Genomic DNA, 22,287 nt, shown 5'->3' on the forward strand with positions numbered 1-22,287 from the left:
CCACCCGCCCTAGTGCCCACGCACCAGACGGACCCGTATCTCCGTGGGGCCGGCGTCCACCTGATGGGGCGGCGGCTGTACGAGATCATGAGCCAGGCGCTACCCGGTGCTGCTCGGCGGCGGCATCCCGTACCGTGCGCTAGCTGTTCTCGACCACCGGGTTGGCCCGCCCGGCGTCCGCAGGCGTTCGACTCGCTCGCCGATGACCCTCAATCTGCGAGGAGGGGCCCTAGTCTCGGGGCGGGGTCGAACTCGACCGGTAGGTGCTTCACGCCGGAGATGAAGGTGGAGGTCAGCCACTCGGGGCGCTGCGCGGTCCGCAGCCCGCGCAGCCGGGTGAGGATCTCGCGCAGCATCGCCCGGATCTCCGCACGGCCCAGGTGCGCACCGAGGCAGTAGTGCGGTCCTCCCCCGCCGAACGCGACGTGCGGGTTCGGGCCGCGGCCGATGTCGAGGACGTCGGGGTCGGTGAACGCGCGCGGATCCCGGTTGGCCGAACCGTAGTACATGACGACCTTGTCGCCCGCCGCGATCTGCTTGTCACCCAGCCGCACCGGGCGCGTGGCCGTACGCCGCATGTACACCACCGGGCTCACCCACCGCAGAAGCTCCTCGATGGCCGCGTCGAGCCGTCCGTCGAGATCTCCGCGTAGCAGGTCCAGCTGATCGGGATGCTCCAGGAGTGCGAGCATCCCGGTCGCGACCAGGTTGCGGGTGGTGTCGCCGCCGGCGTCGACGAGCAGGAGGAAGTACAGCCCGAAGTCGATCTCGCTGAGCGGTTCCCCGTTGACCGTCGCGTGCGCGAGCGCGGTCGACAGGTCGTCGCGGGGCTCGGCTCGCCGGTCCGCCCAGACACCCCGCGCGTACTCCAGCATCGCCATGACCGCCGTCATCCCGGCGTCGGGATTCTCGGGGTCGGGGGTGGAGTGGATCGTCTCGGTCAGATCGTAGAGCTCGACCCCGTCCGCGAGCGGGACGCCGAGCATCTCGGCGATCACGTAGGACGGCATCAGGCCGGCGACCTCGGTGACCAGGTCGCACTCGCCCCTCTCGATCACATCGTCGATGATCCGGACGGCCAGCGCCTCCACCCGCGGGGCCATCCCCTTGACCGCCTTCGGCAGGAACTCGGGCACCGCGAGCCGCCGGTAGCGGGTGTGGTCCGGCGCGTCCATCTCGAGCATCATCCTGGGGGCGTCGTCGTCCTGGGCTGCCCGCACGTCCGGGATCAGGATGCCGCCGGCCGAGGAGAACGCGGCCGGGTCACGTCCGACCAGTTTCACGTCGTCGTACCGTGTGACCGCCCAGAAGCCCGGCCCGCCGGGTTCCCGGTGCCAATGAACCGGATCGTTGTCCCGCAGCCAGGCGAAAGCCTCGTGCGGCTGGCCGCCATCGAAGGCATCGGGGTCGAGTAGATCCAACGAATGAGCCAACGAATGAGCCGGAGCCATGGCGCGAGGGTAATTCGCCCGCACCGGAATGTCACCGCGCAGTGCGGAATTCCGTCCCGGAGTTGCTCCGTGTCCGCTCCGCTGGACCGGCTCGGGTCACCTGATCGCATCCCGCGTTCCGGCCGGACGGCGTAGGGTCGGCGCTGTAGATCATCCAGGCCGTGCGGCCTTTGCGAGAACGGGAATTCGCGACATGGACGACGCGCAGCAGCCCACCGTGATCGATACGTCCGTGCCGCACTCGGCTCGCATCTGGAACCACTGGCTGGGCGGCAAGGACAACTACGAGGTGGACCGGGAGATGGGCGGGAAGGTCGAGGAGATCTTCCCCGGGTTCGTGCAGGTGGCGAGGATGACCCGCCAGTTCACCGGACGCGCGGTCCGCTACCTCGCGGGCGAGGCCGGGATCCGCCAGTTCCTCGACGTCGGCACCGGACTGCCGACGGCCGACAACACCCACGAGGTGGCGCAGCGCGTCGCACCCGAGTCCCACATCCTGTACATCGACAACGACCCGATGGTCCTCGCCCACGCCCACGCGCTGCTCACCAGCACTCCGGAGGGGGCGACCGCCTACGTGGACGCCGACCTGCACCGGCCGGACGAGATCCTGGAGGCCGCACGGCAGAGGCTGGACTTCGACCAGCCCATCGCACTGATGCTGATGGGGATCCTCGGCCACATCGACCCCTACCAGCGGGCCCGCGACATCGTCGCCACCCTCCTCGACGCGCTGCCGTCCGGTTCCTATCTCGCCATCGCCGAGGCCGACGACACCCATCCGCCGTTCGTGGAGTCCATGCGCGCCTACGCCGAGTCCGGCGCCGTCCCGTACCGGCTGCGCTCCCCCGAGCAGATCCGCGGGTTCTTCACGGGCCTGGAGCTGGTCGAGCCGGGACTCGTCGCGCCGTACACCTGGCGGCCGGAGGACGGCGCCGCCTCCACCGACCCCGTCCCCGGAGCAGGCCTGGCCGCGGTGGCCCGCAAGCCCTGACGGGGGCGGGGCCGTCAGTCGGTACGGGTGCGGAGGCTTCGCGCCAGGGTGGGGATCATCACCGCCGCGGTGACGAGGTGCAGCACGAGGAGGGTGAGGACGGTGCCGGTGTTCGCCCCAGAAAGGAAGGGCGGCACCAAGGAGATCGCGGTCAGCGACACCGCCGTCCACACGAACCGCCCGGCGGGACGCGTGCTCCAGCGAAGAAGGGCGACGGCGATGACGACGCCCACCATCGAGAAGAAGCCGGTCACGACGGCGAATCCGGACAGCGGGATCGTCTCGCCGCCATCGGGGACCTCGAAGTCGACGCCGACGGCCTGGGCTAGCGCGGCGACAAGGGTGGTGGCCAGCATCGCTGCAAGCGTGGCGATGAAGCCGGTACCGGCGAGCCCGCGGAGCCGGCGGTTGCGGCTGGTCTGACCCGATGCCGGGCCTGCGGCGGCCCCGGCGTCATTCGTGCTGTTCATGCCATCCTCCATCGTTCGGTGACCGGCGTAGTGGTGTGTTGAGCGGCATGCGGCGGTCGTGGTCCTGGGCGTGATGACGCGCACCCTCGCCGTGCGACGGCCGGGGTTGCGCAGGGCGCGGACGCCGGTGCCGTGGAGCCAGAACCCGGCGTCGCGTCCGAGGACCGGCCCCGGCTCGCCGTCGCGCAGCTCCATCTGCACCCGTCCGCGGGTGACGACGCCGAACGCGTCGCGCCATTCGGCCGCGACGACCGCGACACGCTCGCCACCGCGCAGCGCGAGCGTCCGCACCGGACTAGTCCGTGCCGTCCGCCGGCAGGCGCTCCGGCAGCCCGAGCCCCGGGAAACGGTCGTCGTGGAACGTGACGATCTCGGTGATCGCCCCGCCGGTGATGCGCAGGACGTCGACCGTCAGCGGCAGGTACACGCCCTCACCCTTCCGCCACTCGTAGAAGGCGACGGCGGGCTGCCGGTTCACCGAGGTGGGGACGGCGCGCAGGTTCTTCATGCTCTCGAAGCCGCTCTCGACCCAGTCGTTCACCACCGCGTCTCGGCCGACGTACAGGCCCGGCGTGGGCGGCATCGAGCAACGGACGTCGTCCCGCAGCAGCGCGGCGAGCCTGCCGACGTCCGTGGCCACGCTGGCGTCGGTGTAGCGGCGCACCACCTCGCGCGTCCCGGCGTCCTCCTCGCCGCCCGTCCAGTCCTGCCGCTCGGCGGGCAGGTGCCTCCGCATACCGGCGCGGGCCCTCTGCAGCGCGCTGTTCACGGAGTTCACCGAGTCCCCGAGGACGTCTGCGACGTCCTTCGCCGGCCAGCCGAGCACGTCCCGCAGGATCAGCACGGCCCGCGGGCGCGGCGCGAGGTGCTGGACGGCGACGAGGTACGCGAGCTCGATCGTCTCCCGCGCGACGGCGACCGCCTCCGGCTCGTCCGCGTCGTCCGCGGGCAGCTCGTCGAGCAGCCGGTCCGGGTAGGGCTGCAGCCACAGCACCTCGCCGCCGGTCGCGGGCTCCGGGCGGCGCTTGGCGAGCAGGTCCAGGCAGGCGTTGGTGGCGATCCGGTACAGCCAGGCCCGGAACGTCGACCGTCCCTCGAAGGTCTCCCGCCGCCGCCAGGCACGCAGGAACGTCTCCTGCACGGTGTCCTCGGCGTCCTCGAACGACCCGAGCATCCGGTAGCAGTGCACGTGCAACTCCCGCCGGTGCCGCTCCGCCAGCCCCGAGAACGCCGGCTCGTCGACGTCGGCCAGCCCGTTCCCGCCCAGCCCTTCCAGCCGCCTGTCCGCACTCATCACGCCATCCTTCCGTCTGGTCATGTCCCGTCGTTAGATGTGACGGGTGCGGGCGCGATAACTCATCACCTGTGCCGCTCAGCGCCGCTGGCGAGCAGGTCCCGGCCGCAGTGGGCCGTGTCCCCGCGGGGCCGGGGCGTTAGGGCCATGGTCGTGCGGTCGGTGTGGTCGTGCGGTCGGTGTCGGTCGGTGACGGTCGTGCGGTCGGTGTGGTCGTGCGGTCGGTGACGGTCGTGCGGTCGGGGTGGTCGTGCGGTCGGTATGGTGGTGGCGGCTCCGGGTTTCGGCCCGGGGTCGCGGTGGTGGGGCTCGCCGTCCCCGTCCCTCTGGGCGGGATAACCGTGACCCGCGCCCGGTTTTTCCGGGCGGGGCGCCAACAGTCCCTACCTGATGACGACCGTCATGCCGGTAGGGAGTCCTTCATGCCCGAACGCCGCACCCCTGACGTCCCGGACGCCGTCGACCCCGATGTCGATCTCCACGCGCCGGGGCAGCGGGACGAGCTTCGCACCGCGCCCGCTTCGACGCTGGCGGCGATCTCGGCCGGGGCCGTCATCGGCGCGCTGGCCCGCTACGCCATCACCACCGCATTGCCGTCCGGACCCGGCGCGTTCGCCTGGGCCACGTTCATCATCAACGTCTCCGGGTGCCTGCTGATCGGGGCCCTGATGGTCGCCGTCACCGACCTGTGGCGGGCGCACCGGCTGGCCCGGCCGTTCCTGGGAGTGGGGGTGCTGGGCGGGTACACCACCTTCTCCACCCACATCGTCGAGGCCCAGCAGGCGATCCAGGCCGGCGAGCCCCGCACCGCGCTGGCCTACCTGGCAACCACCCTGGCGGCGGGGTTGGCGGCTACCTGGGCCGGGGTCCAGGTAATGCGCCTGGCTGCACGAGCCGGCGCGCGGGCAACGGCCCGCAAGGAAAGGACGCGGTCATGAAGCCGGACGGCACCGCGCTCCGGCTGCGGGACTTGGAGGATCGCCGATGAGCGCGGCGACCGTGCTGCTGGTCGCGCTGGGGGCGGCGGTGGGCGCGCCCCTGCGCTACCTGGCCGACCGCATGGTGCAGTCCCGCCACGACAGCCTGTTTCCCTGGGGCACGTTCACCGTCAACTCCTGCGGCTCGGCACTGCTGGGCTTCCTGGCCGCCGCGCCCACCGGGCACGGGGTCATGGCGCTGGCCGGCACCGGGTTCTGCGGCGCGCTGACCACCTACTCCACCTTCGGGTACGAGACGATCCGGCTGGTCCAGGAACACGCCCGCACCTACGCGACGCTGTACACGGCCGCCTCGATCGGGACGGGGCTAGGCGCCGCCTACTGTGGCATGGCCCTGGCCCAAGCCCTGATCCCCTGACAGCCCGGCGCGAACGGACGGGCCGTGTCGAGCGCGATCCCGAGTCGCCGAGTTCGATCCGTCATTCCGGGGCCTTGCGAGGAGACCAAGGCCCGGCAGTTCCAAGTCCCGGTCCCCGGCGTCGGCGTTCCATGCCTCGTAGACGAGGTCGCCCGGATCAGGAGGCCGGGTGGTGGAACTGCATGAACCAGTGGCCGGTGATGTGCTCTGCCGGGCTGTAGAAGGGGAAGTCCGGGTCGGTCATCTGGCGGAACAGGAACTCCGTGGCCGTGCACTCGAACCGGGTGCCTTCGTCGGTCTCGTTCACCGCGTAGACGGGCCAGCGGTCGGGGTCGGGGCCTTCGGTGATCCAGAAGAACGTCTCGTGGTGCTCGTTGCCCGACCAGGGGATCAGGCCGCCGGGGAGGGGGAAGCCCGGAAGGTCTCCCGCCGCCGGGTCATCGCCTGCGTAGTCCGTCAACCTGTCGATCAGCTCATCGGGGTCCCAGACGTGGAAGAACACGTCGAACAGGCCATTGCAGCCGAAGGTCTCGACGAGTCGTTCGTAGTCGCTCGGCAACGGCGTGCCCAGCCGGGACTCGACCGCCGCCCAGTCCGGTGCGGGCGGCGGGGACGACGGTCCTCCGGTGATCGCGGCCAGGCGGTCCACCCAGGGCATGTCCGCGGGCAGGTCGGCCGGGCCGGGCATCCCCCGCTCCGTGACCGCGAGGGCGGGACGGCCGTTCGCGCCGTGGCCGAGTGCGATCGCGCGGGAGGCCCATACCCAGGCGTGCGTCCAGTCGTTCTGTTCCGTGAGCGGTAGCGGCGGGAGCCCGTGCGGGCGGGTGAAGGGGACCGAGAACCGTCCGGTGAACGCTTTGACGAGGTCGTCCGCTTCCACGCCGGCGGGCACCGGCAGGCACGTGTGCCCGCCCGGGTGCCCCGGTCGGTCGCACGCCAGGCCGGCAGGACCCACGTTCGTGAGGTGGGACGCGGTCTTGAACAGTTCCTCATGGTCCATGACGCGAGATCCAAGCACCTGCCGGCGACAACCCGCCGCTTGTTTCGCGAACGGGCGATGACCGCGAAGACGCCCGGTTGCCGCGTGGGGCAGGGGCTGCGGTGCCGGCCGTCCCGGCGTCTCAGTACCAGAGCGGCGGCTGCGGGGTGACAGGGGGCAGCGCCCAGGCGGGCGGCTCGACACCGTCGATGATCAACGCCGGGTTGGGCACGCGGAGGCGGTAGACCATGTCACCGAAGTCCTTGCCGCCGCGCCCGGAGACGTACTTCAGGGACCAGGAGGAGCGCGGTACGGGCGTGTACCGCATGGCCTGCCAGATCGGGAACTTCCCGCCGTCCCAGTGGGCCACCGCGGAGCCGAACTTCAGGCGCCCCCTCCGCGAAACGGTGATCGCGTTGATGCGGCTCGCGTCGACGTCGACATGCTGCCTGAACCCGGTGATGACCAGGCGGCGGTCCGCCGTAAGAGTTACCCGGCGCCTGAGAAAGTTGGGCAACACGCCGATGAACACCCCGACGAGAGATATCACGTAGGACGGCACGCCCGCCTCCAGGGCCTGGAAGGCCGGCGGGATCAGCGCACCGACCGCCAGGACCAAACCGAGCAGGATGAGTCCGCTGGGCGGGGCACTCTCATAGTGAAGCGAGTGCCCGGCCGCCTCATCGGGCCGCCGCGAAGTACGTTCGGCCATGGGCCGCGCCCCCTGCCTCCACCCCAGCATCACACTTCTTACTGGCAGAGTGACCCGGCGGGTATCCGAGATCAAGCTCGAATCCTCATCCAACGCCACGAGCTTCCGCGCGGCCTGCGCGGCCACGGATCATGACCGGCTCCGGTCAAGCGGGAGTCGACGGCCTGCGTCGAAACTTGAGGCCTTCAGTTAGGCAAAGAACGTCGCAAGTGCGCTTGGGTATGGGCAACATTGCGTGTGGAGGGGAGCGGAGGGGCGGGCCGGGGGATGCCGCCCCTCCGCTGGCCTTCATGAGGTCGAGGCACTCGGCTCCAAAGACTTCTGGCCTTTTCGGCACCGCTTCCCCGTCGCCGCCGGGTGCATGTAAAAAGGGCGCAGGTTGGAAGCGAGGTGATGGCGATGCCGGGAAACGACGGCCGATCGGGAGCCTCGGCACGAAGGCCGCAGGGCCGCGACCAGGAGCCGGCGATCGACCTGGGCCAGACCCGGAGGCACCCCCAGCGCCGGGGACCCGCGGACGAGCGACTCCCCCGGCCCGCACCCGTCGTCGTGCTGGTCCACGGCGGCTTCCTCGGCCCGTGGATCTGGACGCGGACGATCGAGGAACTGGAGCGGCAGGGCCTGCGGGCGCTGACGGTCGACCTGCCCAGCATGCGCGGCCCGGACGGCGACCTGCGCGACGACGCGCGCACCGTACGGGACCTGCTGGACGGCCTGGACGAGGTCGTCCTGTGCGGCCACTCCTACGCGGGCATGGTGATCACCGAGGCCGCCGCGGGTCCGCACCGTGCCGTACGGCACCTGGTCTACCTGACCGCCGCGATCCCCGACAGCGGCGACAGCCTCGCCGGGCTCAACGAACAGCGCGGCGACGCGGGGGGCGAGGACACGGGGGGCAAGGACACCGGGGGCGAGAACACCGGGCGCGAGAACACCGGGGGCGAGAACACCGGGGGCGAGAACACCGGGGGCGAGGAGGTCGAACAGCTCGCCGACGGGCGCATCGCGCTGCGTCGGGACAGCGCGCTGGAGTCCCTCTTCCACGACTGCTCGCCCGAGCGGGCGGCGCAGGCGGTCTCCCTGCTGCGCCCGGAGAACCCGGTGGTGGGCACGCAGCCCGTGCAGGGCTCGGCGTGGCGGAGCCTGCCGTTCACCTACGTCCGCGGAGATGACGACCGGCTGCCGGAACTGCTGTCCGACGCCGCCGCCGAGCGTCCGCACGAGGTCGTCACGCTCCCCACCGGCCACTGCCCGCAATGGAGCCGTCCCGACCTCGTCGCCGGTCTTCTCGCACGCATCGCCCACGCCGTCGCCAACCGCTGACAAGCAATCGACCACCCCGGTCTCCTGGTCTGTGACCTGGTGAGTCCACGGATGCGGACCATGGCCGGCGCGGTGCTCCGGCCGCCGGCGTCCGGGGCGGCCGGGCGTTCAGGCCGGTCGATCGTCGGCCGCGACGGGCGAGGGCGTGGCGAGCGTGGCGCGGCGGAGTGCGGGGAAGGCGGCGGCGATCGTGAGGGTGGCGAGGACGCAGCCGAGCCCGCCGGCGACCAGGGCGGTGCGGGGGGTGGTGAGTTCGGCGAAGAGGCCGATGACCGCGTTGCCGAGGGCGGGAGAGACGGTGGCCTGGACGAGCCAGAGGCTGCTGACGCGTCCGCGCAGGTCATCGGGGGTGCTGTGCTGGAGGAGGGCTGAGCGCAGGGTTTCGGAGATGAGGTCGCCCAGTCCGGCGAGCGCGAGCAGGGCCAGGGCGAGGGGGAGGTAGGTGGCGAGGCCGAAGCCGGTCAGGGAGGCGCCCCACAGCAGGACGGCGGCGATGAGGGCGTGGCCCCCGGCGCGGCCGGTCCAGCCGCTGGTGGCGGCACCGACGAGGGCCCCCAGCGCGGGGGCGGCGTACAGGAGGCCGACGACGGCGGGGCCGCCGCCGAACTCCTGGTCGGCGAGGGCCGGGTAGAGGGACTGGGGCATGGTGAAGACCATCGCGGCGGCGTCGATGAGGAGCAGGCCGAGGACGAGGCGACGTCCGCGCACGAAGCGGACGCCGTCGGCGATGGAGGCGAGCGCCCGCCGTATCCCGGCCCCGGTCTTGGGTCCGTCCGCGTGCCCCTGGGGCGGCAGGGGCGGCAGGAACAGCAGGGCGACGGTGAACGCCAGGATCCCGGCGGCGTCCAGGGCGTAGCAGGCGGCCAGGCCGGGTCCGGCGACGAGGATGCCGCCGAGGGCGGGGCCGAGGAGCGCGGCGAGCTGGACGGACGCGGCGGTGAGCGCTCCGGCGGCGGCCAGGCGGTCGGTGCCGACCAGCGCGGGGACGGCCGCGAGCATGGCCGGGCCGCCGAGTCCGGCCAGCAGCCCGGTCATCGCGGTCGCGAGGTAGATCGCCCACAGGTGCGGGTCGGGGAGCACCGCGTTGATCGCGAGCACCGCGGCCGACGCCACCAGGGGGAAGCGGGTGGCGATCAGCAGCTTTCGCCGGTCCATCCGGTCGGCGAGGACGCCGCCGATGAGCGTCCCGGCCACCAGGGGCACCGCGCGGGCGAGGCTGACCAGGCCGGTCTGGAGGGGAGAACCGGTCAGGTCCCAGACCTGCACGGCTACGGCCACGGTGGTCACCAGCGTGCCGATCAGCACGCCGATGAACCCGGCGTAGAGCAAGCGGAAGTCGCGGCTGTGCCGCAGCGGCGACAGGTCCATGGCCAGGCCCACAGCGCCTCCCGGGGAGTGAGGTAAGGCTTGCCTTGGTCACCATGGCGGGCGATCCGCTAAAAGCCAACATGTGTGAAGTTCAAGGACGGGGCGGTAGCATCGGCGGTCGATGAGCAGTCCAGCCCGGCGCCGGCCGACCCACCGCAAGGGCCGCCCGACCCTCACCCGTGAAGCGGTCGGCGAGGCCGCGCTGGACTTTCTGGGACGGCACGGGCCCGGCGCGCTGACGATGCGGTCACTGGCCGCCGAACTCGGGGTCTCTCCGCGCGCGCTGTACAACTACGTGGCCGACCGCCGCGACCTGATCACCGTGGCCGCCGAGATCTTCGAGTCCCGCTGGGATCCCGCGGCCCTGGACCCGGCCCGGTGGCGCGACGACCTGCGCGTGTTCTGCCGGGACCTGCGCGCCCACTACCGGCGCCACCCCGGCATGACCACCCTGGCCCTGAGCGAGAACATCACCGGGGCCCGCCACCCGGCCATGCTCGCCAACGTCGACGCCCTCATCGGCCTGTTCGTCCAGCTCGGCCTCCCGCTGCAGGACGCCTACCGGGCCTGCATGGAGACCTTCCGGGTCGTCGTCGCCTTCGTGGAATTCCACGACGCCGTCCACGACCGGCCACCGGCCCACCTGGACGCCGCGGACCTCCGGACGCCGCCGCCGTGGCTCGACGACGCGTCCCTCCCCTACCTGAGCAGGCTCAGCGACCTCGAACCCGACACCCCGGACGCGCTGTTCGAGTTCTCCCTCGACCTGCTGACCGACGGCCTCGCCGCCCGCACCACCAATCCCGACCCACCGACCAATCCCGACCCACCGGCGGCACGCTGACCGGTATTTCGCACATGACGGCAGCGGACGGTCGTCCTCTGGTCAGTCCGCGGCGACGGCGCCCTCGATGCCGGCGGCGATCTTGAAGAGACGTTCCTCGCCTCCCGCGGCCGTGATCAGCTGAACTCCGACCGGTAGCCCGTCGAGGTGTCCCACCGGGACGCTGAGGGCGGGGACGCGTGCCATGTTCCATGGTCTGGTGAGCGACAGCAGCGCGCCGCGCGTTTCGAGAGTCGTGCCGCCGGCACGCACGGTCCGCCGCCCTATCCGGGGGGCGACGATGGGGACGGTCGGTACGGCGAGGACCGGGTGCCGGGCGAGCAGACCCAGCACGAGGCGGCGAAACTCCTGCCGTGCATGATCGGCGGCCGCGTACTGCTCAGCCGTGATCGACCCTCCGGTCCGGAGGCGGGCAAGGACGTCCGGGTCGATCAGTGGCTCCTCGCCCGGTAGGTGCGACTCGTGGACGGTGAACGCCTCGTGTCCCTGCAGAACCGAGAACGTCCGGGACAGGTCCCCGGCATCGCCCAGCAGTCCGGACACCGGGTAGAGGTTCGCTCCGCTGCGGGCCAGGGCGTCGTGCGCGGTCCGGGCGACTCGTGGATCGGTCGGCGCGATCTGCTCCGGGGGTATCCACGCGACGGGCTCGCCGTGGGCGAGACCCGCGTCCGGCGAGGCGGGTTCGGGGGACCGGCCGGCGAGGATGCGATACGCGACCAGCGCGTCGTGGCTCGTCGCCGCGAACAGCCCCACATGATCGAGTGTCGGGGCGAGCGGGTGGACCCCGCCGGCGGGTAGGGCGCCGTAGGCCGGTTTGAACCCGGCGATCCCGCACAGGGCCGCTGGTACCCGTACCGAGCCCGCCGTGTCGGTACCGATCGCGAGGGGCACCATCCCGGTCGCGACCGCCACGGCGCTGCCGCCGCTACTGCCGCCCGAGACGCGGTCCGGGTCGACGGGGTTGCGGGACGGGCCGTGCACCGAGCGGTCGCCCGTCGCGCCGTAGGCGAACTCGTGCAGTGTGGTCTTCCCGACGATCACGGCCCCGGCCCGCCGCAGCCGGGTCACGATCTCGGCGTCCTCGGCCGCCCGGGTGGTCCCGAACGACGACGCCGATCCGCAGGTGGTCGGTAGTCCGGTCATGTCGATGAGGTCCTTGACCGCGACCGGAATCCCGTGCAGCGCTCCACGGTCGATCCCCGCGGCCAGGTCGGCGTCCGCCTTCTCGGCGGCGGCGAGTGCCCCGTCCTCGTCGACGAGGGCGAAGGCGTTCACAACGGAGTCGCGGGCTTCGAGCCGGCGCAGTGCCGCGCGCACGAGTTGGACGGCCGACGTCCTCCGGTGGCGCAACGCGGCGCCCAGGTCGGCGATCGCGGAGGGTGTGGTGACGGTGTTCACGGCGTCACCTCGGCAGCGGTGGTGCGCCGCGGTATCCGAGCATCTGGTCGTAGAGGTCGGTCCGCCGGTCGCGGTGCAGATCGTTGAGCCGGTTCCAGATCGGTGCCGTCCTCGTCGCGGTGAGGTCGACGTCGGCGTAGATGACGGTGTCCTCGTCCGGGCCGGCGATGCGATCGATCGGCCACCCGTTGGTGCTCGCGATCAGCGAGTTGCCCATGAAGCCGGCACCGCGCTCCTGCCCGGTCCGGTCGGCCGTCGCGATGAGGACGTTGTTGGTGTGCGCCGCGGTGATCGTCAGGTGGGCGGCCATGCAGACGCCGTTCGCGTCGTAGAGCGGCGGCGGCGTCCACACCCAGCCCGTGGGGATGCAGATGATGTCGGCACCCATCTGGGAGACGATCCGGGCGGTTTCGGGGAACCAGATGTCCCAGCACACCAGCAGCCCGATCCGGCCGATCCGGGTCTCGAAGACTTTGAAGCCCTCGTCACCGGGGGTGAACCACAGCTTCTCGGTGTTCCACAGGTGTGTCTTCCTGTAGCGGCCGATGTAGCCGTCGGGGCCGACGAGCACGGCCGTGTCGTAGAGCCGTTCGCCGTCCCGCTCGACGACGCAGCCGACGATGTACATGCGGTGCTCCGCCGCGATCCGTTCGAACATCTGCAGCGACGTCCCGCCCGGGACCGCCTCGGAGTGCGCGAACGCCTCCTCACGGGTCTCGAACACGTAGCCGGTCGTCGCCAGCTCCGGGAGGACCACCAGGCCGGCGCCCTCCTGACCGGCGGCGTTCAGACGCTGCTCCACCGCGGACGCGTTCGCCTTGAGGTTCTCCACTCCGACCTGCGGCTCGAACTGGACGACGGCCACCCGCACCGGGCTCACCCTGCTCTCGCCGCTCACCGCTACTCCCTCGGACATGCACTACTCCTCGGTAGCCAGTTTCAAAACAAGACTGGATCGCCTTGAGAGTAGGGTGGGTGGTCTAGTTTTGCAACTAGTTCGGTGAGCCTTGCTCCGATCTCTGTACGGCGGGAGGACCAGATGGGGGCGTCGAAGGAGGCGCTGGCGCGGGCGGAATGCCCCGTCGGAAGGGCCGTCAACGTGGTCGGGGACCGATGGTCGCTGCTGATCGTGCGGGACGTGTTCGACGGGATATGCCGCTTCGGGGAGTTGCAGCGGAGCCTCGGCCTCTCGCGCAACATCCTCACCGAGCGACTCCGTACCCTCGTGGCACAGGGAGTGCTCGAGACCAGGCCCGCCTCGGACGGCACGGCGTACCACGAGTACGCGCTGACGAAGAAGGGCACCGACCTGTTCGCGGTCGTCGTCGCCCTGCGGCAGTGGGGCGAAGACCACCTCTTCACAGAAGGGGAACAGCACTCGATGCTGCTGGAGGCCGACGGCGACCGGCCGGTCCCCAGGCTGGAGCTGCGCGACGCCAAGGGCCGGCCGATCTCACATCGCGACGCCTACGTCCGAAAAGTGCCGCACGAACGCTGACGGCACCGTGCGGTCCGTCTACCCGCCGCACCGGTTCACCATCCGGTGAACGGCCTGTTCGCACGTCAGGCCCGCCGCGGCCACTCGACCTCGATCTTCAACCGACCGGTTGACGTCATGGAAGGCGCGGCGTAGGGTCTTATTAAACCGTACAGTTGAATAAGGAGTCATCGGTGGTCGACGACCAGCTGTCCCGAGTCTTCGCCGCCCTCGCCGATCCGACGCGGCGCGGCATCGTGGCCCGGCTCGCCGCGGGCGACGCCACCGTCGGCGAACTGGCCGAGCCCTACGACGTGTCCGTCCAGGCGGTGTCCAAGCACATCAAGGTCCTCACCGACGCCGGGCTGGTGAGCCAGACGAGGGAGGCCCAGCGCCGTCCGTGCCATCTCGAAGCGGAGGTCTTCGACCTGATGACGAAGTGGATCGAGCGCTACCGCCGGCAAGCCCAGGAACGCTACGAGCGCCTGGACGCCGTCCTGGCCGAGATGCAGGACGACGAACAGCCGACCCGAACCCGGAAGCCACAGCAAGGAGAAGCGTCATGAACGCCAAACCCAGCCGCTACCAGGTCTCGATCGAGGCCGACCCGAAACTCCCGGTCATCCGCATGACCCGTGACTTCGACGCCACGCCGGCGCAGCTGATGCGGGCCCACACCGATCCCGATCTGTTCGCCCGCTGGATCGGCCCGGACGGCATGGAGATCAAGATCGTCGAGTGGGACGCCACGACGGGCGGCCGCTGGCGCTACGTGGCCGGACGCGACGGCGAGGAGTACGGCTTCCACGGCTCCTTCCACGAGGTCGGCGAGGACCGGATCGTCCAGACCTTCACGTTCGACGGTCAGCCCGAAAGCGTCGCCCTGGAGACGCTGCGGTTCGAGGACATCGGCGGCGGCCGCACCCGCCTGCACGCCCAGTCGCTCGTCGACAGCTTCGAGGGCCGCGACCAGTGGCTGGCCAGCGGCATGGAGACCGGAGTCGAGCAGGGCTACGCCAAGCTCGACGCCCTCGTCGCCGAACTGTGAGCCTGCTCCGCATCCATCGCCCGCCGCGGGCCGTCGCGCCGGCCGATGGTGTGCGGACGAACGGATCCGCCGCGCCCCCATAAGCGCCGTGCCCCCATAAGCGCCGCGCCCCCACAAGCGCCGAGACACCCACATGTGCGGAGTACGCCCAGTTCAAGACGGGTATGACCGCTCAGGGTGGTTGACCGCTTGATGGGGGTTGGCGGCATGGAGGTCGATTTCGCGTCGGTGTTCGAGGACTCCCCGACCGCGTGTTCCGGGAGCGGCACTGGAACGTGGTGAACGCCCCGATCACGGACTCCGACGGCAACATCGTCGCGATCATCCACAAGGTGCAGGAGATCACTCCCTTCCTCGACCAGCTGCGCAGGGCGGCGGCGCCCTCCGCCGCCCCCGACTCGGCGGCGGTGCAGATGCAGCAGATCGAGGTGGAACTGCTCGACCGGGCCCGGGAACTCAACGAGGTCAACAAGCGCCTCCACCAGGCCCAGGCGCTGGAACGCCAGACCAGCCAAGAGCTCCGGCGGCAGATGCGCCGGCACCGCGACGCCGTCGCCGACACCTCCCACGACCTCAAGGGCCCGATCAGCGGCCTCCAGACCCGCCTGCAAGGCGCGCTCGCCGACCCCGACACCGACCTGCGGGACATGCTGCTGGCCGCTCTGCAGGACGCCGAACGCCTCGACGACATCGTCTCCGAACTGCTGGTGCTGGCACAGCTGGAGTCGGACAGCACCCCCGACCACCAGCCGGTCGACCTGGCCCACCTGGTGGAGACCGAACTGGCCCGGCGCCCGCAGGGGATCACCATCACCACCCGCCTGCAGCCGGACACGGCGGTGGAGGGATCACCGGTTCAACTGGCCGGCTGCTGGAGAACCTGGTCGGCAACGCCGAACGCCACGCCAACACCGGCGTCGAGGTCTCGGTCACCACCGACGACGGCTGCGCGCTCCTGGAGGTCGCCGACGACGGGCCCGGCATTCCCGCCGCCGACCGCCGGGCGGTGTTCGGCCGCTTCTATCGCCGTGCCGACGCCCGCCGCAAAGACCCCAACGGCACCGGGCTCGGCCTGCCCATCGCCCGGCAGATCGCCCACTCCCACCAAGGCAGCCTCCACATCGACGACAACGATCCTGGAGCCCGCCTGATCCTTCGCCTCCCGCTACGCCAGGCGCCACAGGGCGAGGACGCGCAGTAGAAGGCCGCCCGGCCTGGCCGCGTCCTGACCGTCCCGCCCGTGACCGTCCCGCCCACCATGACGCCAGCCCCCCGGCCGGCCGGTCACTGGCGGGCGGGACTTCGAAGGCCGGTCAGCGGGCGCGCTGGTGGATGGTGACCAGGATGCCGTCCCCGTACGTCTTCGCCTCGGTCAGCGCCCAGGTGCTCTTGTCGGGCGTCGCCGTCCAGAGCTTGCGGCCGTGGCCGAGCAGGACGGGGAACCACATGAGGCGGATCTCGTCGACCAGGTCGGCGGCGAGCAGCCCCTGGGCGAGCCGGATGCTGCCGGCCACGGAGATCTCGCCGTCGACGTCCTTCTTGAGCCGGGTGACGTCCTTGGCCAGGTCACCCGAGAGGACCGTCGTGTTGGTCCAGGCGGGGTTGGTGAGCGTGCTGGAAACGACGTACTTCGGCATGCTGTTGTACTTGTCGGCCAGCTCGCCCTCCTCCGCCGGCCACGCGGACGCGAAGCCCTCGTAGGTCTCGCGGCCCAGCAGCAGCGCGGCGGCCGCCACCGCCTCGTCGGTCTTGAACTGCTCGCCGTCCTCCCCGCGGTCGAAGGCGAAGCTCCAGTTCGGATACTTGAAGTCCTCGCCGCCGGGCGCCTCGACGACGCCGTCCATCGAGATGAACTCCGTTACCACGATCTTTCCCATGTCAGGCCCCCCGAATGAATTCGCGCAGCACGGGCGCGAGGACGTCCGCGGTCGTGCCGTGGTTCTCGCCCGGGACCGCCTTCAACGTGGCGGTCGGCAGGTGCTCGGACAGCACCTTCGCGCCGACGGCGAGATGCGGCCACGTGTCGCGTCCGTAGAGCACGAGCACGGGCACGCGGACCTTGTTCCAGAGGTCGGCGCGGAGCGGCCTGCCGGACATGGTGTCCCCGACGTGCCGTCCGTCATAGGCGATCGTCGGCGCGATCGCCTCCAGCCCCGGCCAGAAGTCGGCCTCGCGCATCTCGGCGACGGCCTCTTCGGGCATCCCCGCGGCGGCGGTCATGAACAGGGCCACGGCGTCCCCGGGGCGGCCGTCGGCCACCGCCGCGTCGAGGCGCTCGACGTAGTCGGACGGAAGCGGCGGATGCCCGTCGTCGGCGATGACGTTCGGCTCCCACAGCACCAGGCGCGCGACCGCCAGACCGGCCTGCACCGCGTTGAGCGCGAGCGACCCGCCGGACGACCAGCCGTACACCGTCGCCGGGCGTCCCCCGCCCACCTGCTCGATGATCGCGGCGAGATCCTCGAACTCGCGCTCGACCGCGAAGGGGGCGGTGTCCCCGCTCTCACCGCGCCCGCGCCGGTCATAGTTGATCACTTGGAACTCGTCTTCGAGCAGTTCCGCCGTCTCGGCGTTCTCGGGGGTCGTGGCGCGGTAGGCGGTCGCGCCGTCGATCAGGACGACGGGGTCACCATCGCCCCAGGTCGTGTAGGCGATGGTGGTGCCATCGGCCGAGGTGACAGTGCCCTCCGACATCTGGTCACACCTTTCTACTGTCGGCTACGTGCCGCGATCAGCGGCGAACACCGACCCTAGAAACGCTCGTCCCCTTCGATCTTGTACAGAAGCGACAGGGGCTCCTCGGCATTGCGGTCTCGCAACTGCGTCGCCGTGCGCCCGATGTACCTCTGCAGCGACCTCCCCAGATGCGGCTGGTCGTAGTAGCCGAGCCGGTGCACGACCTCGAGGGACGGCACCCCCTCCCTGAGCAGGACCGCGGCGTGCCGGGCACGATCGATCTGCCGTATCGCACCCTGCGTGAGCCCCGTGGCGGAGGCGACGCGCCGCTCCACGGACCGTGCCCCGAGCCTGGGGACGCCTCCCCGCACCACGTCGTCGACAAGCGGATCGCGCATGAGCACACCCTCGCGCACAAGCCGCGCAACGAAATCCTCCGCCGTGTCGAACCCGGGCATCGCCCATTCCTCGCCCCGCAGTACGAAGCGGCGCCCGTCGACATGCGGGCTCTCCAATTCGGCGTCGACGAACCTCGCGACCGGCAGATGCGGCATCGACGTCCCGTGCGTGAACAGGATCCCGAACGACTCCGACTCACCGATCATCTTCGCGGTCGAGGCGGACGTCTCCGGTCCCCGGACGGCGGCGTGCAGGATGCCCTCGTACTCCCAGAAGACGAGCTCCCAATGCGACGTCGCGACCGACGTCAGGGTCCCCGCCCCACTCGCATACCCGCGCCACACCCGCGACACGTACGGCGAATCGGACTCCCGATGCTCACTCTCGATCGGCATACGGCACGCTCCCCCACACCAGGTGCACCGGCCCACCAACGCTTGCCGATGCTACCGACCCCTGCCCGCCTCCTGCTGATCGCCGAACCGCCGGGCCGCTTCTCACGGACCGGAGACGGACGTGGGCCCAAATGGTCGCGATCGCAGTTACCGCCAAAGGGGCCGTGCCGTAGAATTTCCACCTCTGGGCCCCCATCTAACGGAGAAACTCCCATGGCGGACGATCACGGAAACGGACCGGCCGAAAAGATCGACACGACGGTGCCGCAATCGTCCCGCATATGGAATTACTGGATGGGCGGCAAGGACCACTACGAGATCGACCGGGAGGCCGGAGACGCCTATGCGGCCGGCTACCCGGGGATATTCGCGCAGGCCCGCGAGTCCCGGAACTACCTGATGCGCGTCGTCGAGTTCCTCGCCGGAGAAGCCGGGGTGTCGCAGTTCGTGGACGTGGGGACCGGGCTGCCCACCATGCAGAACACTCACGAGGTCGCCCAGCGGATAAACCCCGAAACCCGCATCGTGTACTTCGACAACGACCCGGTGGTACTGGCGCACGCGCGAGCCCTGCTGTCCAACACCACACCCGAGGGCGTCACCGTCTACATCGACAGCGACTTCCACCGAATCGACAAGATCATCGCCGATGCGCAGAAGACCCTGGACCTGAGCCAACCGGTCGCGTTGATGTTCATGGGGGTGCTCGGCCACGCCGAAAGCTGGGAATCGGCCCGGTCGACGATCAGCGGCCTCATGAACGAAGTACCGTCGGGCAGCTATCTGGCGCACTGGGACGGCGCCGACACCAGCGCGGCGCACAACCAGGTGAACGCCGCTTACAACAGCACCGGCGCGGTCCCCTACAACCTGCGCAGCCCCGAGCGGATAACCGCACTGTACGAGGGCCTGGACGTCCTGGAACCCGGCATCGTCGACATCTCACAATGGGGCCCCGGCCCGGCCCCGTCCCCGGCAGTGGACGCCTACGGCGGCGTGGCCAGAAAGCCGTAGCGGCCAGGCGGTCCGTTCGGCGGCCGACGCCTCCGGGCCCCGGCCCGGCAGTTGGCTGCTCGGCTTCCTGCCATCGGGGGTGTGGGCGCCCGGTCCGACTTTCTGGACCGAGTGCGATGACTTCCGCGGGCGGCTCTGGTCTACACATCAGAGCAGATCCATCCGAGCCCGGGAGGAAGCATGACCGAGCAGACCACCAGTGCCCTGCCCCCGGTCGTCGACCAGAAGACCTGGCAGGCCGCACTCGACGATCTACGTGTGCGGGAGAAGGCCGCCACCCGTGAACTCGACGCCATCGCCGCGCAACGCCGCAGGCTGCCGATGGTCGAGCTCCCGGACTACACGCTGACCGGTCCGGACGGCCCCGTCCGGCTGGCCGACGTGTTCGAAGGGCGCTCCCAGCTCATCGTCTACAACCACATGTGGTCCGATGGCGCGGAGTGGCAGTGCGGCGGCTGCACGGGGTTCACGTCGCAGTACGTCCGGCTGGGCTTCCTCGACAACTACGACGCCCGCTTCGTCATCGTCACCAATGGGCCCATCGAGGAAGCGCTGGCCTACAAGGCCAAAGTCGGCAACAAGATGGACTGGTACTCGTCGTCGGAAAGCTCGTTCGGCGCCGACGTGGGCGCGCCGCCCGGCGCGGGCTTCGCGGTGAACGTGTTCCTGCGCGACGGCGACAAGGTCTACCGCACCTGGCACACCGACGGCCGCGGTACCGAACAGCTCAGCCACACCTTCGCGCTGGTCGACCTCCTGCCATGGGGCCGCCAGGAGAAATGGCAGGACTCCCCCGACGGCTGGCCGCAGTCGCCCACCTACTCCAAATGGCTCGACTCACCCGACGTCGCCCGCCTCTACGGCCCGGCGGAGACCCCGTAGCGAGGGGCGTGAAGGTCGTGAGGTCGACGTGATGGCAATCAAGCCTTCGAGTGACGGCCACCTGGCGATCAACGGCCTGAGCCTCTACCACGAAGTGTTCGGCGAGCTCGGCGAGGCGACGACGTCTCCGTTGCTGCTCATTCCCGGCTCGTTCATGGGCACCGGCTCGATGAAGTCGTGGGTGTCCGCCTTCGCGGGCGAGCGCACCGTGATCGTCTTCGATCAGCAAGGGCACGGCCGCACCCCGGATACTCCGCGCAGCATGTCTTACGAGCAGTTCGCCGACGATGCCGCGGCATTACTGCGCGCGTTGAAGGTCGAACGCGCGGACGTGATGGGCTACTCGCAAGGCGGCGGGGTCGCGCTGCAGCTCGCGCTCCGTCACCCGGCGCTCGTCGGCAAGCTGGTCTCGCTGTCGGCCACCTACCGCAAGGACGGCTGGTATCCGGCGGCGTTGGAGGGCATCGAGGGTCTCAACGCCGCGGCGTTCGCCGGTACAGCCGTCGAGAAGGCGTTCAAGGAGCACACGCCGGACACCACGGCTTTCGACGCCTACCTCGAGAAGATGAAGGTCCTGGGCATCAATGACCAGAACATCAGCGACGCGCAGATGCGTTCGATTTCCGCGAGGACGATGGTCATCGCGGGCGATGCGGACGGCGTGCAGCCGGAGCATGCGCTGGCGATGTTCAGACTGCGCGGCGGCGGCGATGAGGGAGCGGCAGCGGCGGGGATGCTGGAGAAGGCTCCGGCCGCGCGCTTGGTGATCCTGCCGGCGACGTCGCATGTCGGCATCTTTGGGGAGTCAGCGGTACTGGCGCCGATGGTGAGCGCGTTCCTCGATGATGCGACGCCGTCGACGCCGGGGCTCTTTTAGGCCCGCACGGGCCGCCTTGTCATGTGGAGGTGGTGGCCAGCATTATCGGGTGGCCGTCCGGGTCGGCCACGTAGGCGATGCGCTCGCCCCAGGGTGTGCCGGACGGCTCGACGAGCACGGGATGGCCCAGAGCGCGCAGTTCCTCGATGGACGCGTCGACGTCGTCGCAGTAGACGCACATCTCGAAGTAGCGGCCGGAGATCGGTCGCTGGGGCAGGCCGTGGATTCCGGCGCCGCCTTCCGGCACGCCGCCCAGGCCGAGACCCGAGCCATCGCCGAGCTGCAGCGCGACGAATGTCGCGGTTCCTTCGTCCTCGAATCGGTAGGTTTCCCGGAAGCCGAGCGCGTCGCGGTAGAAGGCGAGCGAGCGTTGCAGGTCGTCACACGCCAGCATCGGAAACGCCGATCGGAATCCCATGGGGCCGACGATAGCGCCGCCGTCGGACAGCGGGAACATTTGTCCAAGACCGGCGGGTGGGCGGGCGTGCATCATCGCGGGCATGAGTGATCACCACGTCGAGTCGGCGCACGGGATGCACGTGGTCCACGACGGTCCGCGGGAGGCGCCGCCGCTGTTGCTCATCCACGGGTCGGGGGCCGCGGGCTCCTGCTGGAACCCGGTGGTCCCTGCCCTCGCCGAGCGTCACCATGTCATCCGGGTCGACCTCCCGGGCTGCGGAAAGTCGCCTCCGGCGGCGTCGTACGGCGTGCCCGACCAGGCGGGGCGGGTGGCCGGGCTCCTCGACGGCCTCGGGCTTCGTCGCGTCGCCGTGGCGGGCCACTCCAGCGGCGGCTACGTCGCCACTTCGCTCGCCGAGCAGCGTCCCGACCTGGTGGGTTCGATGGCGCTGATCAGCACCGGCCCGAGCCACGACGCGCTCCTTCCGGAGCCGTTCATCCTCAAGGTCCTGCTGGGCCCGCCGTTCGGCCGGCTGCTCTGGTCGATGCGCAGGGACTCGCAGATCCGCGATGCGCTCAAGGCGACGACCGTCCGCCCGGTGGACATCCCGGACGACCTCGTCGCCGATGTCCAGCGCATCACGTACCGGACGTTCAGGGCGGTGCTGCGCTGCATCGACGCGTACCTCGCCGAGCGTGGCGCGCCCGAGCGTCTCGCCGCCCTCGACGTCCCCGTGATGGTGGTCTTCGGCGGCGCCGACCCCCGCTGGGACCCGGCCTCGGCCCGCCACTACGACGCGGTACCGGACGCACGGATCGAACTGCTGCCGGACGTCGGGCACATGCCCTCTCTCGAGGCGCCCGAGGCGACGAGCGAGCTGCTGCTGGACTTCGTGGCGACACGCCGCGACACCACCGCTTAGTCTCGTTC

The 22,287-nt window shown here is 70.6% G+C and carries 25 protein-coding genes; 13 read left to right on the plus strand and 12 right to left on the minus strand.

Going from position 1 to position 22,287, the window contains the following annotated elements; genetic code table 11:
• Positions 1 to 209: 209 nt before the first annotated feature.
• Positions 210 to 1,421, minus strand: a complete 1,212-nt coding sequence (locus tag E1285_RS23985; protein WP_207946771.1) for a cytochrome P450 — start codon at positions 1,419 to 1,421, stop codon at positions 210 to 212.
• A 223-nt stretch (positions 1,422 to 1,644) separates the two neighbouring features.
• Between E1285_RS23985 and E1285_RS23990 the strand changes: the two genes are divergently transcribed.
• On the plus strand, positions 1,645 to 2,445 hold the full coding sequence (locus tag E1285_RS23990) for an SAM-dependent methyltransferase (protein WP_132155755.1): 801 nt from the start codon (positions 1,645 to 1,647) through the stop codon (positions 2,443 to 2,445).
• A 14-nt stretch (positions 2,446 to 2,459) separates the two neighbouring features.
• On the opposite strand, the gene E1285_RS23995 is transcribed toward E1285_RS23990, so the two are convergent.
• A complete protein-coding gene (locus tag E1285_RS23995) occupies positions 2,460 to 3,206 on the minus strand; it encodes a DUF6069 family protein (protein ID WP_132155757.1) in 747 nt (248 codons plus the stop codon).
• A gap of 4 nt (positions 3,207 to 3,210) precedes the next feature.
• Positions 3,211 to 4,209: an RNA polymerase subunit sigma-70 gene (locus E1285_RS24000; protein WP_132155759.1), complete on the minus strand. Its 999-nt coding sequence runs from the start codon at positions 4,207 to 4,209 to the stop codon at positions 3,211 to 3,213.
• Positions 4,210 to 4,631: 422 nt separating this feature from the next.
• On the opposite strand from E1285_RS24000, the gene E1285_RS24005 reads away from it, so the two are divergent.
• Together E1285_RS24005 and crcB are read left to right on the plus strand one after the other, a co-directional pair.
• Positions 4,632 to 5,147 (plus strand): CrcB family protein, encoded by a 516-nt coding sequence (locus E1285_RS24005; RefSeq protein WP_132155761.1) that lies wholly within the window; start codon positions 4,632 to 4,634, stop codon positions 5,145 to 5,147.
• A gap of 46 nt (positions 5,148 to 5,193) precedes the next feature.
• Positions 5,194 to 5,565: a fluoride efflux transporter CrcB gene (gene crcB / locus E1285_RS24010; protein WP_132155763.1), complete on the plus strand. Its 372-nt coding sequence runs from the start codon at positions 5,194 to 5,196 to the stop codon at positions 5,563 to 5,565.
• A 157-nt stretch (positions 5,566 to 5,722) separates the two neighbouring features.
• Here the strand turns inward: crcB and E1285_RS24015 are convergent, their stop codons facing one another.
• Positions 5,723 to 6,565 (minus strand): SMI1/KNR4 family protein, encoded by an 843-nt coding sequence (locus E1285_RS24015; protein WP_132155765.1) that lies wholly within the window; start codon positions 6,563 to 6,565, stop codon positions 5,723 to 5,725.
• A gap of 121 nt (positions 6,566 to 6,686) precedes the next feature.
• Positions 6,687 to 7,256 (minus strand): hypothetical protein, encoded by a 570-nt coding sequence (locus tag E1285_RS24020; RefSeq protein ID WP_132155767.1) that lies wholly within the window; start codon positions 7,254 to 7,256, stop codon positions 6,687 to 6,689.
• Positions 7,257 to 7,655: 399 nt separating this feature from the next.
• Here E1285_RS24020 and E1285_RS24025 point away from each other — a divergent pair, with 399 nt between their 5' ends.
• Positions 7,656 to 8,579 (plus strand): alpha/beta hydrolase, encoded by a 924-nt coding sequence (locus E1285_RS24025; RefSeq protein WP_165966731.1) that lies wholly within the window; start codon positions 7,656 to 7,658, stop codon positions 8,577 to 8,579.
• A 108-nt stretch (positions 8,580 to 8,687) separates the two neighbouring features.
• Here E1285_RS24025 and entS read toward each other — a convergent pair whose 3' ends face one another.
• Positions 8,688 to 9,959 (minus strand): enterobactin transporter EntS, encoded by a 1,272-nt coding sequence (gene entS, locus E1285_RS24030; protein ID WP_207946772.1) that lies wholly within the window; start codon positions 9,957 to 9,959, stop codon positions 8,688 to 8,690.
• A 109-nt stretch (positions 9,960 to 10,068) separates the two neighbouring features.
• Here entS and E1285_RS24035 point away from each other — a divergent pair, with 109 nt between their 5' ends.
• On the plus strand, positions 10,069 to 10,791 hold the full coding sequence (locus E1285_RS24035; RefSeq protein ID WP_132155771.1) for a TetR/AcrR family transcriptional regulator: 723 nt from the start codon (positions 10,069 to 10,071) through the stop codon (positions 10,789 to 10,791).
• A gap of 42 nt (positions 10,792 to 10,833) precedes the next feature.
• Here the strand turns inward: E1285_RS24035 and E1285_RS24040 are convergent, their stop codons facing one another.
• Positions 10,834 to 12,189: an amidase gene (locus E1285_RS24040; protein WP_132155773.1), complete on the minus strand. Its 1,356-nt coding sequence runs from the start codon at positions 12,187 to 12,189 to the stop codon at positions 10,834 to 10,836.
• Positions 12,190 to 12,193: 4 nt separating this feature from the next.
• Positions 12,194 to 13,105, minus strand: coding sequence for a nitrilase family protein (locus E1285_RS24045; protein ID WP_132155775.1), 912 nt, complete (start codon positions 13,103 to 13,105; stop codon positions 12,194 to 12,196).
• Between the two features lie 123 nt (positions 13,106 to 13,228).
• On the opposite strand from E1285_RS24045, the gene E1285_RS24050 reads away from it, so the two are divergent.
• The 4 genes from E1285_RS24050 to E1285_RS24065 all read left to right on the plus strand — a co-directional run bounded on the left by E1285_RS24050 (position 13,229) and on the right by E1285_RS24065 (position 15,865).
• Positions 13,229 to 13,687 (plus strand): helix-turn-helix domain-containing protein, encoded by a 459-nt coding sequence (locus E1285_RS24050; RefSeq protein ID WP_132155777.1) that lies wholly within the window; start codon positions 13,229 to 13,231, stop codon positions 13,685 to 13,687.
• Between the two features lie 173 nt (positions 13,688 to 13,860).
• Positions 13,861 to 14,232: a metalloregulator ArsR/SmtB family transcription factor gene (locus E1285_RS24055; RefSeq protein ID WP_132155779.1), complete on the plus strand. Its 372-nt coding sequence runs from the start codon at positions 13,861 to 13,863 to the stop codon at positions 14,230 to 14,232.
• On the plus strand, positions 14,229 to 14,714 hold the full coding sequence (locus tag E1285_RS24060; RefSeq protein WP_132155781.1) for an SRPBCC family protein: 486 nt from the start codon (positions 14,229 to 14,231) through the stop codon (positions 14,712 to 14,714). The genes E1285_RS24055 and E1285_RS24060 overlap by 4 nt, the downstream gene beginning before the upstream one ends.
• A gap of 251 nt (positions 14,715 to 14,965) precedes the next feature.
• Entirely contained in the window at positions 14,966 to 15,865 is a 900-nt protein-coding gene (locus E1285_RS24065; protein ID WP_132155783.1) for a HAMP domain-containing sensor histidine kinase, read from the plus strand.
• Between the two features lie 162 nt (positions 15,866 to 16,027).
• Here the strand turns inward: E1285_RS24065 and E1285_RS24070 are convergent, their stop codons facing one another.
• The 3 genes from E1285_RS24070 to E1285_RS24080 are packed head-to-tail and all read right to left on the minus strand — an operon-like array spanning position 16,028 to position 18,184.
• Positions 16,028 to 16,591 (minus strand): dihydrofolate reductase family protein, encoded by a 564-nt coding sequence (locus E1285_RS24070; protein WP_132155785.1) that lies wholly within the window; start codon positions 16,589 to 16,591, stop codon positions 16,028 to 16,030.
• A 1-nt stretch (position 16,592) separates the two neighbouring features.
• Positions 16,593 to 17,408 (minus strand): alpha/beta hydrolase, encoded by an 816-nt coding sequence (locus E1285_RS24075; RefSeq protein ID WP_132155787.1) that lies wholly within the window; start codon positions 17,406 to 17,408, stop codon positions 16,593 to 16,595.
• Between the two features lie 56 nt (positions 17,409 to 17,464).
• Complete coding sequence (locus tag E1285_RS24080; RefSeq protein ID WP_132155789.1) at positions 17,465 to 18,184, minus strand: helix-turn-helix domain-containing protein; 720 nt, start codon at positions 18,182 to 18,184, stop codon at positions 17,465 to 17,467.
• A gap of 213 nt (positions 18,185 to 18,397) precedes the next feature.
• On the opposite strand from E1285_RS24080, the gene E1285_RS24085 reads away from it, so the two are divergent.
• From E1285_RS24085 to E1285_RS24095, 3 genes are all read left to right on the plus strand, one after another.
• Complete coding sequence (locus E1285_RS24085) at positions 18,398 to 19,198, plus strand: SAM-dependent methyltransferase (RefSeq protein WP_132155791.1); 801 nt, start codon at positions 18,398 to 18,400, stop codon at positions 19,196 to 19,198.
• A gap of 180 nt (positions 19,199 to 19,378) precedes the next feature.
• A complete protein-coding gene (locus E1285_RS24090) occupies positions 19,379 to 20,080 on the plus strand; it encodes a DUF899 family protein (RefSeq protein ID WP_132155793.1) in 702 nt (233 codons plus the stop codon).
• A gap of 31 nt (positions 20,081 to 20,111) precedes the next feature.
• Positions 20,112 to 20,957, plus strand: a complete 846-nt coding sequence (locus tag E1285_RS24095) for an alpha/beta hydrolase (RefSeq protein WP_132155795.1) — start codon at positions 20,112 to 20,114, stop codon at positions 20,955 to 20,957.
• Between the two features lie 19 nt (positions 20,958 to 20,976).
• Here the strand turns inward: E1285_RS24095 and E1285_RS24100 are convergent, their stop codons facing one another.
• On the minus strand, positions 20,977 to 21,375 hold the full coding sequence (locus E1285_RS24100) for a VOC family protein (protein ID WP_207946773.1): 399 nt from the start codon (positions 21,373 to 21,375) through the stop codon (positions 20,977 to 20,979).
• Between the two features lie 82 nt (positions 21,376 to 21,457).
• Here E1285_RS24100 and E1285_RS24105 point away from each other — a divergent pair, with 82 nt between their 5' ends.
• Positions 21,458 to 22,279 carry an alpha/beta fold hydrolase gene (locus E1285_RS24105; protein ID WP_243723006.1) on the plus strand — a complete coding sequence of 274 codons (822 nt, stop codon included), beginning with the start codon at positions 21,458 to 21,460 and terminating at the stop codon, positions 22,277 to 22,279.
• Positions 22,280 to 22,287: the final 8 nt, after the last annotated feature.

The organism is Actinomadura sp. 7K507, from assembly GCF_004348425.1.
In the GTDB taxonomy this organism is placed as follows: domain Bacteria; phylum Actinomycetota; class Actinomycetes; order Streptosporangiales; family Streptosporangiaceae; genus Spirillospora.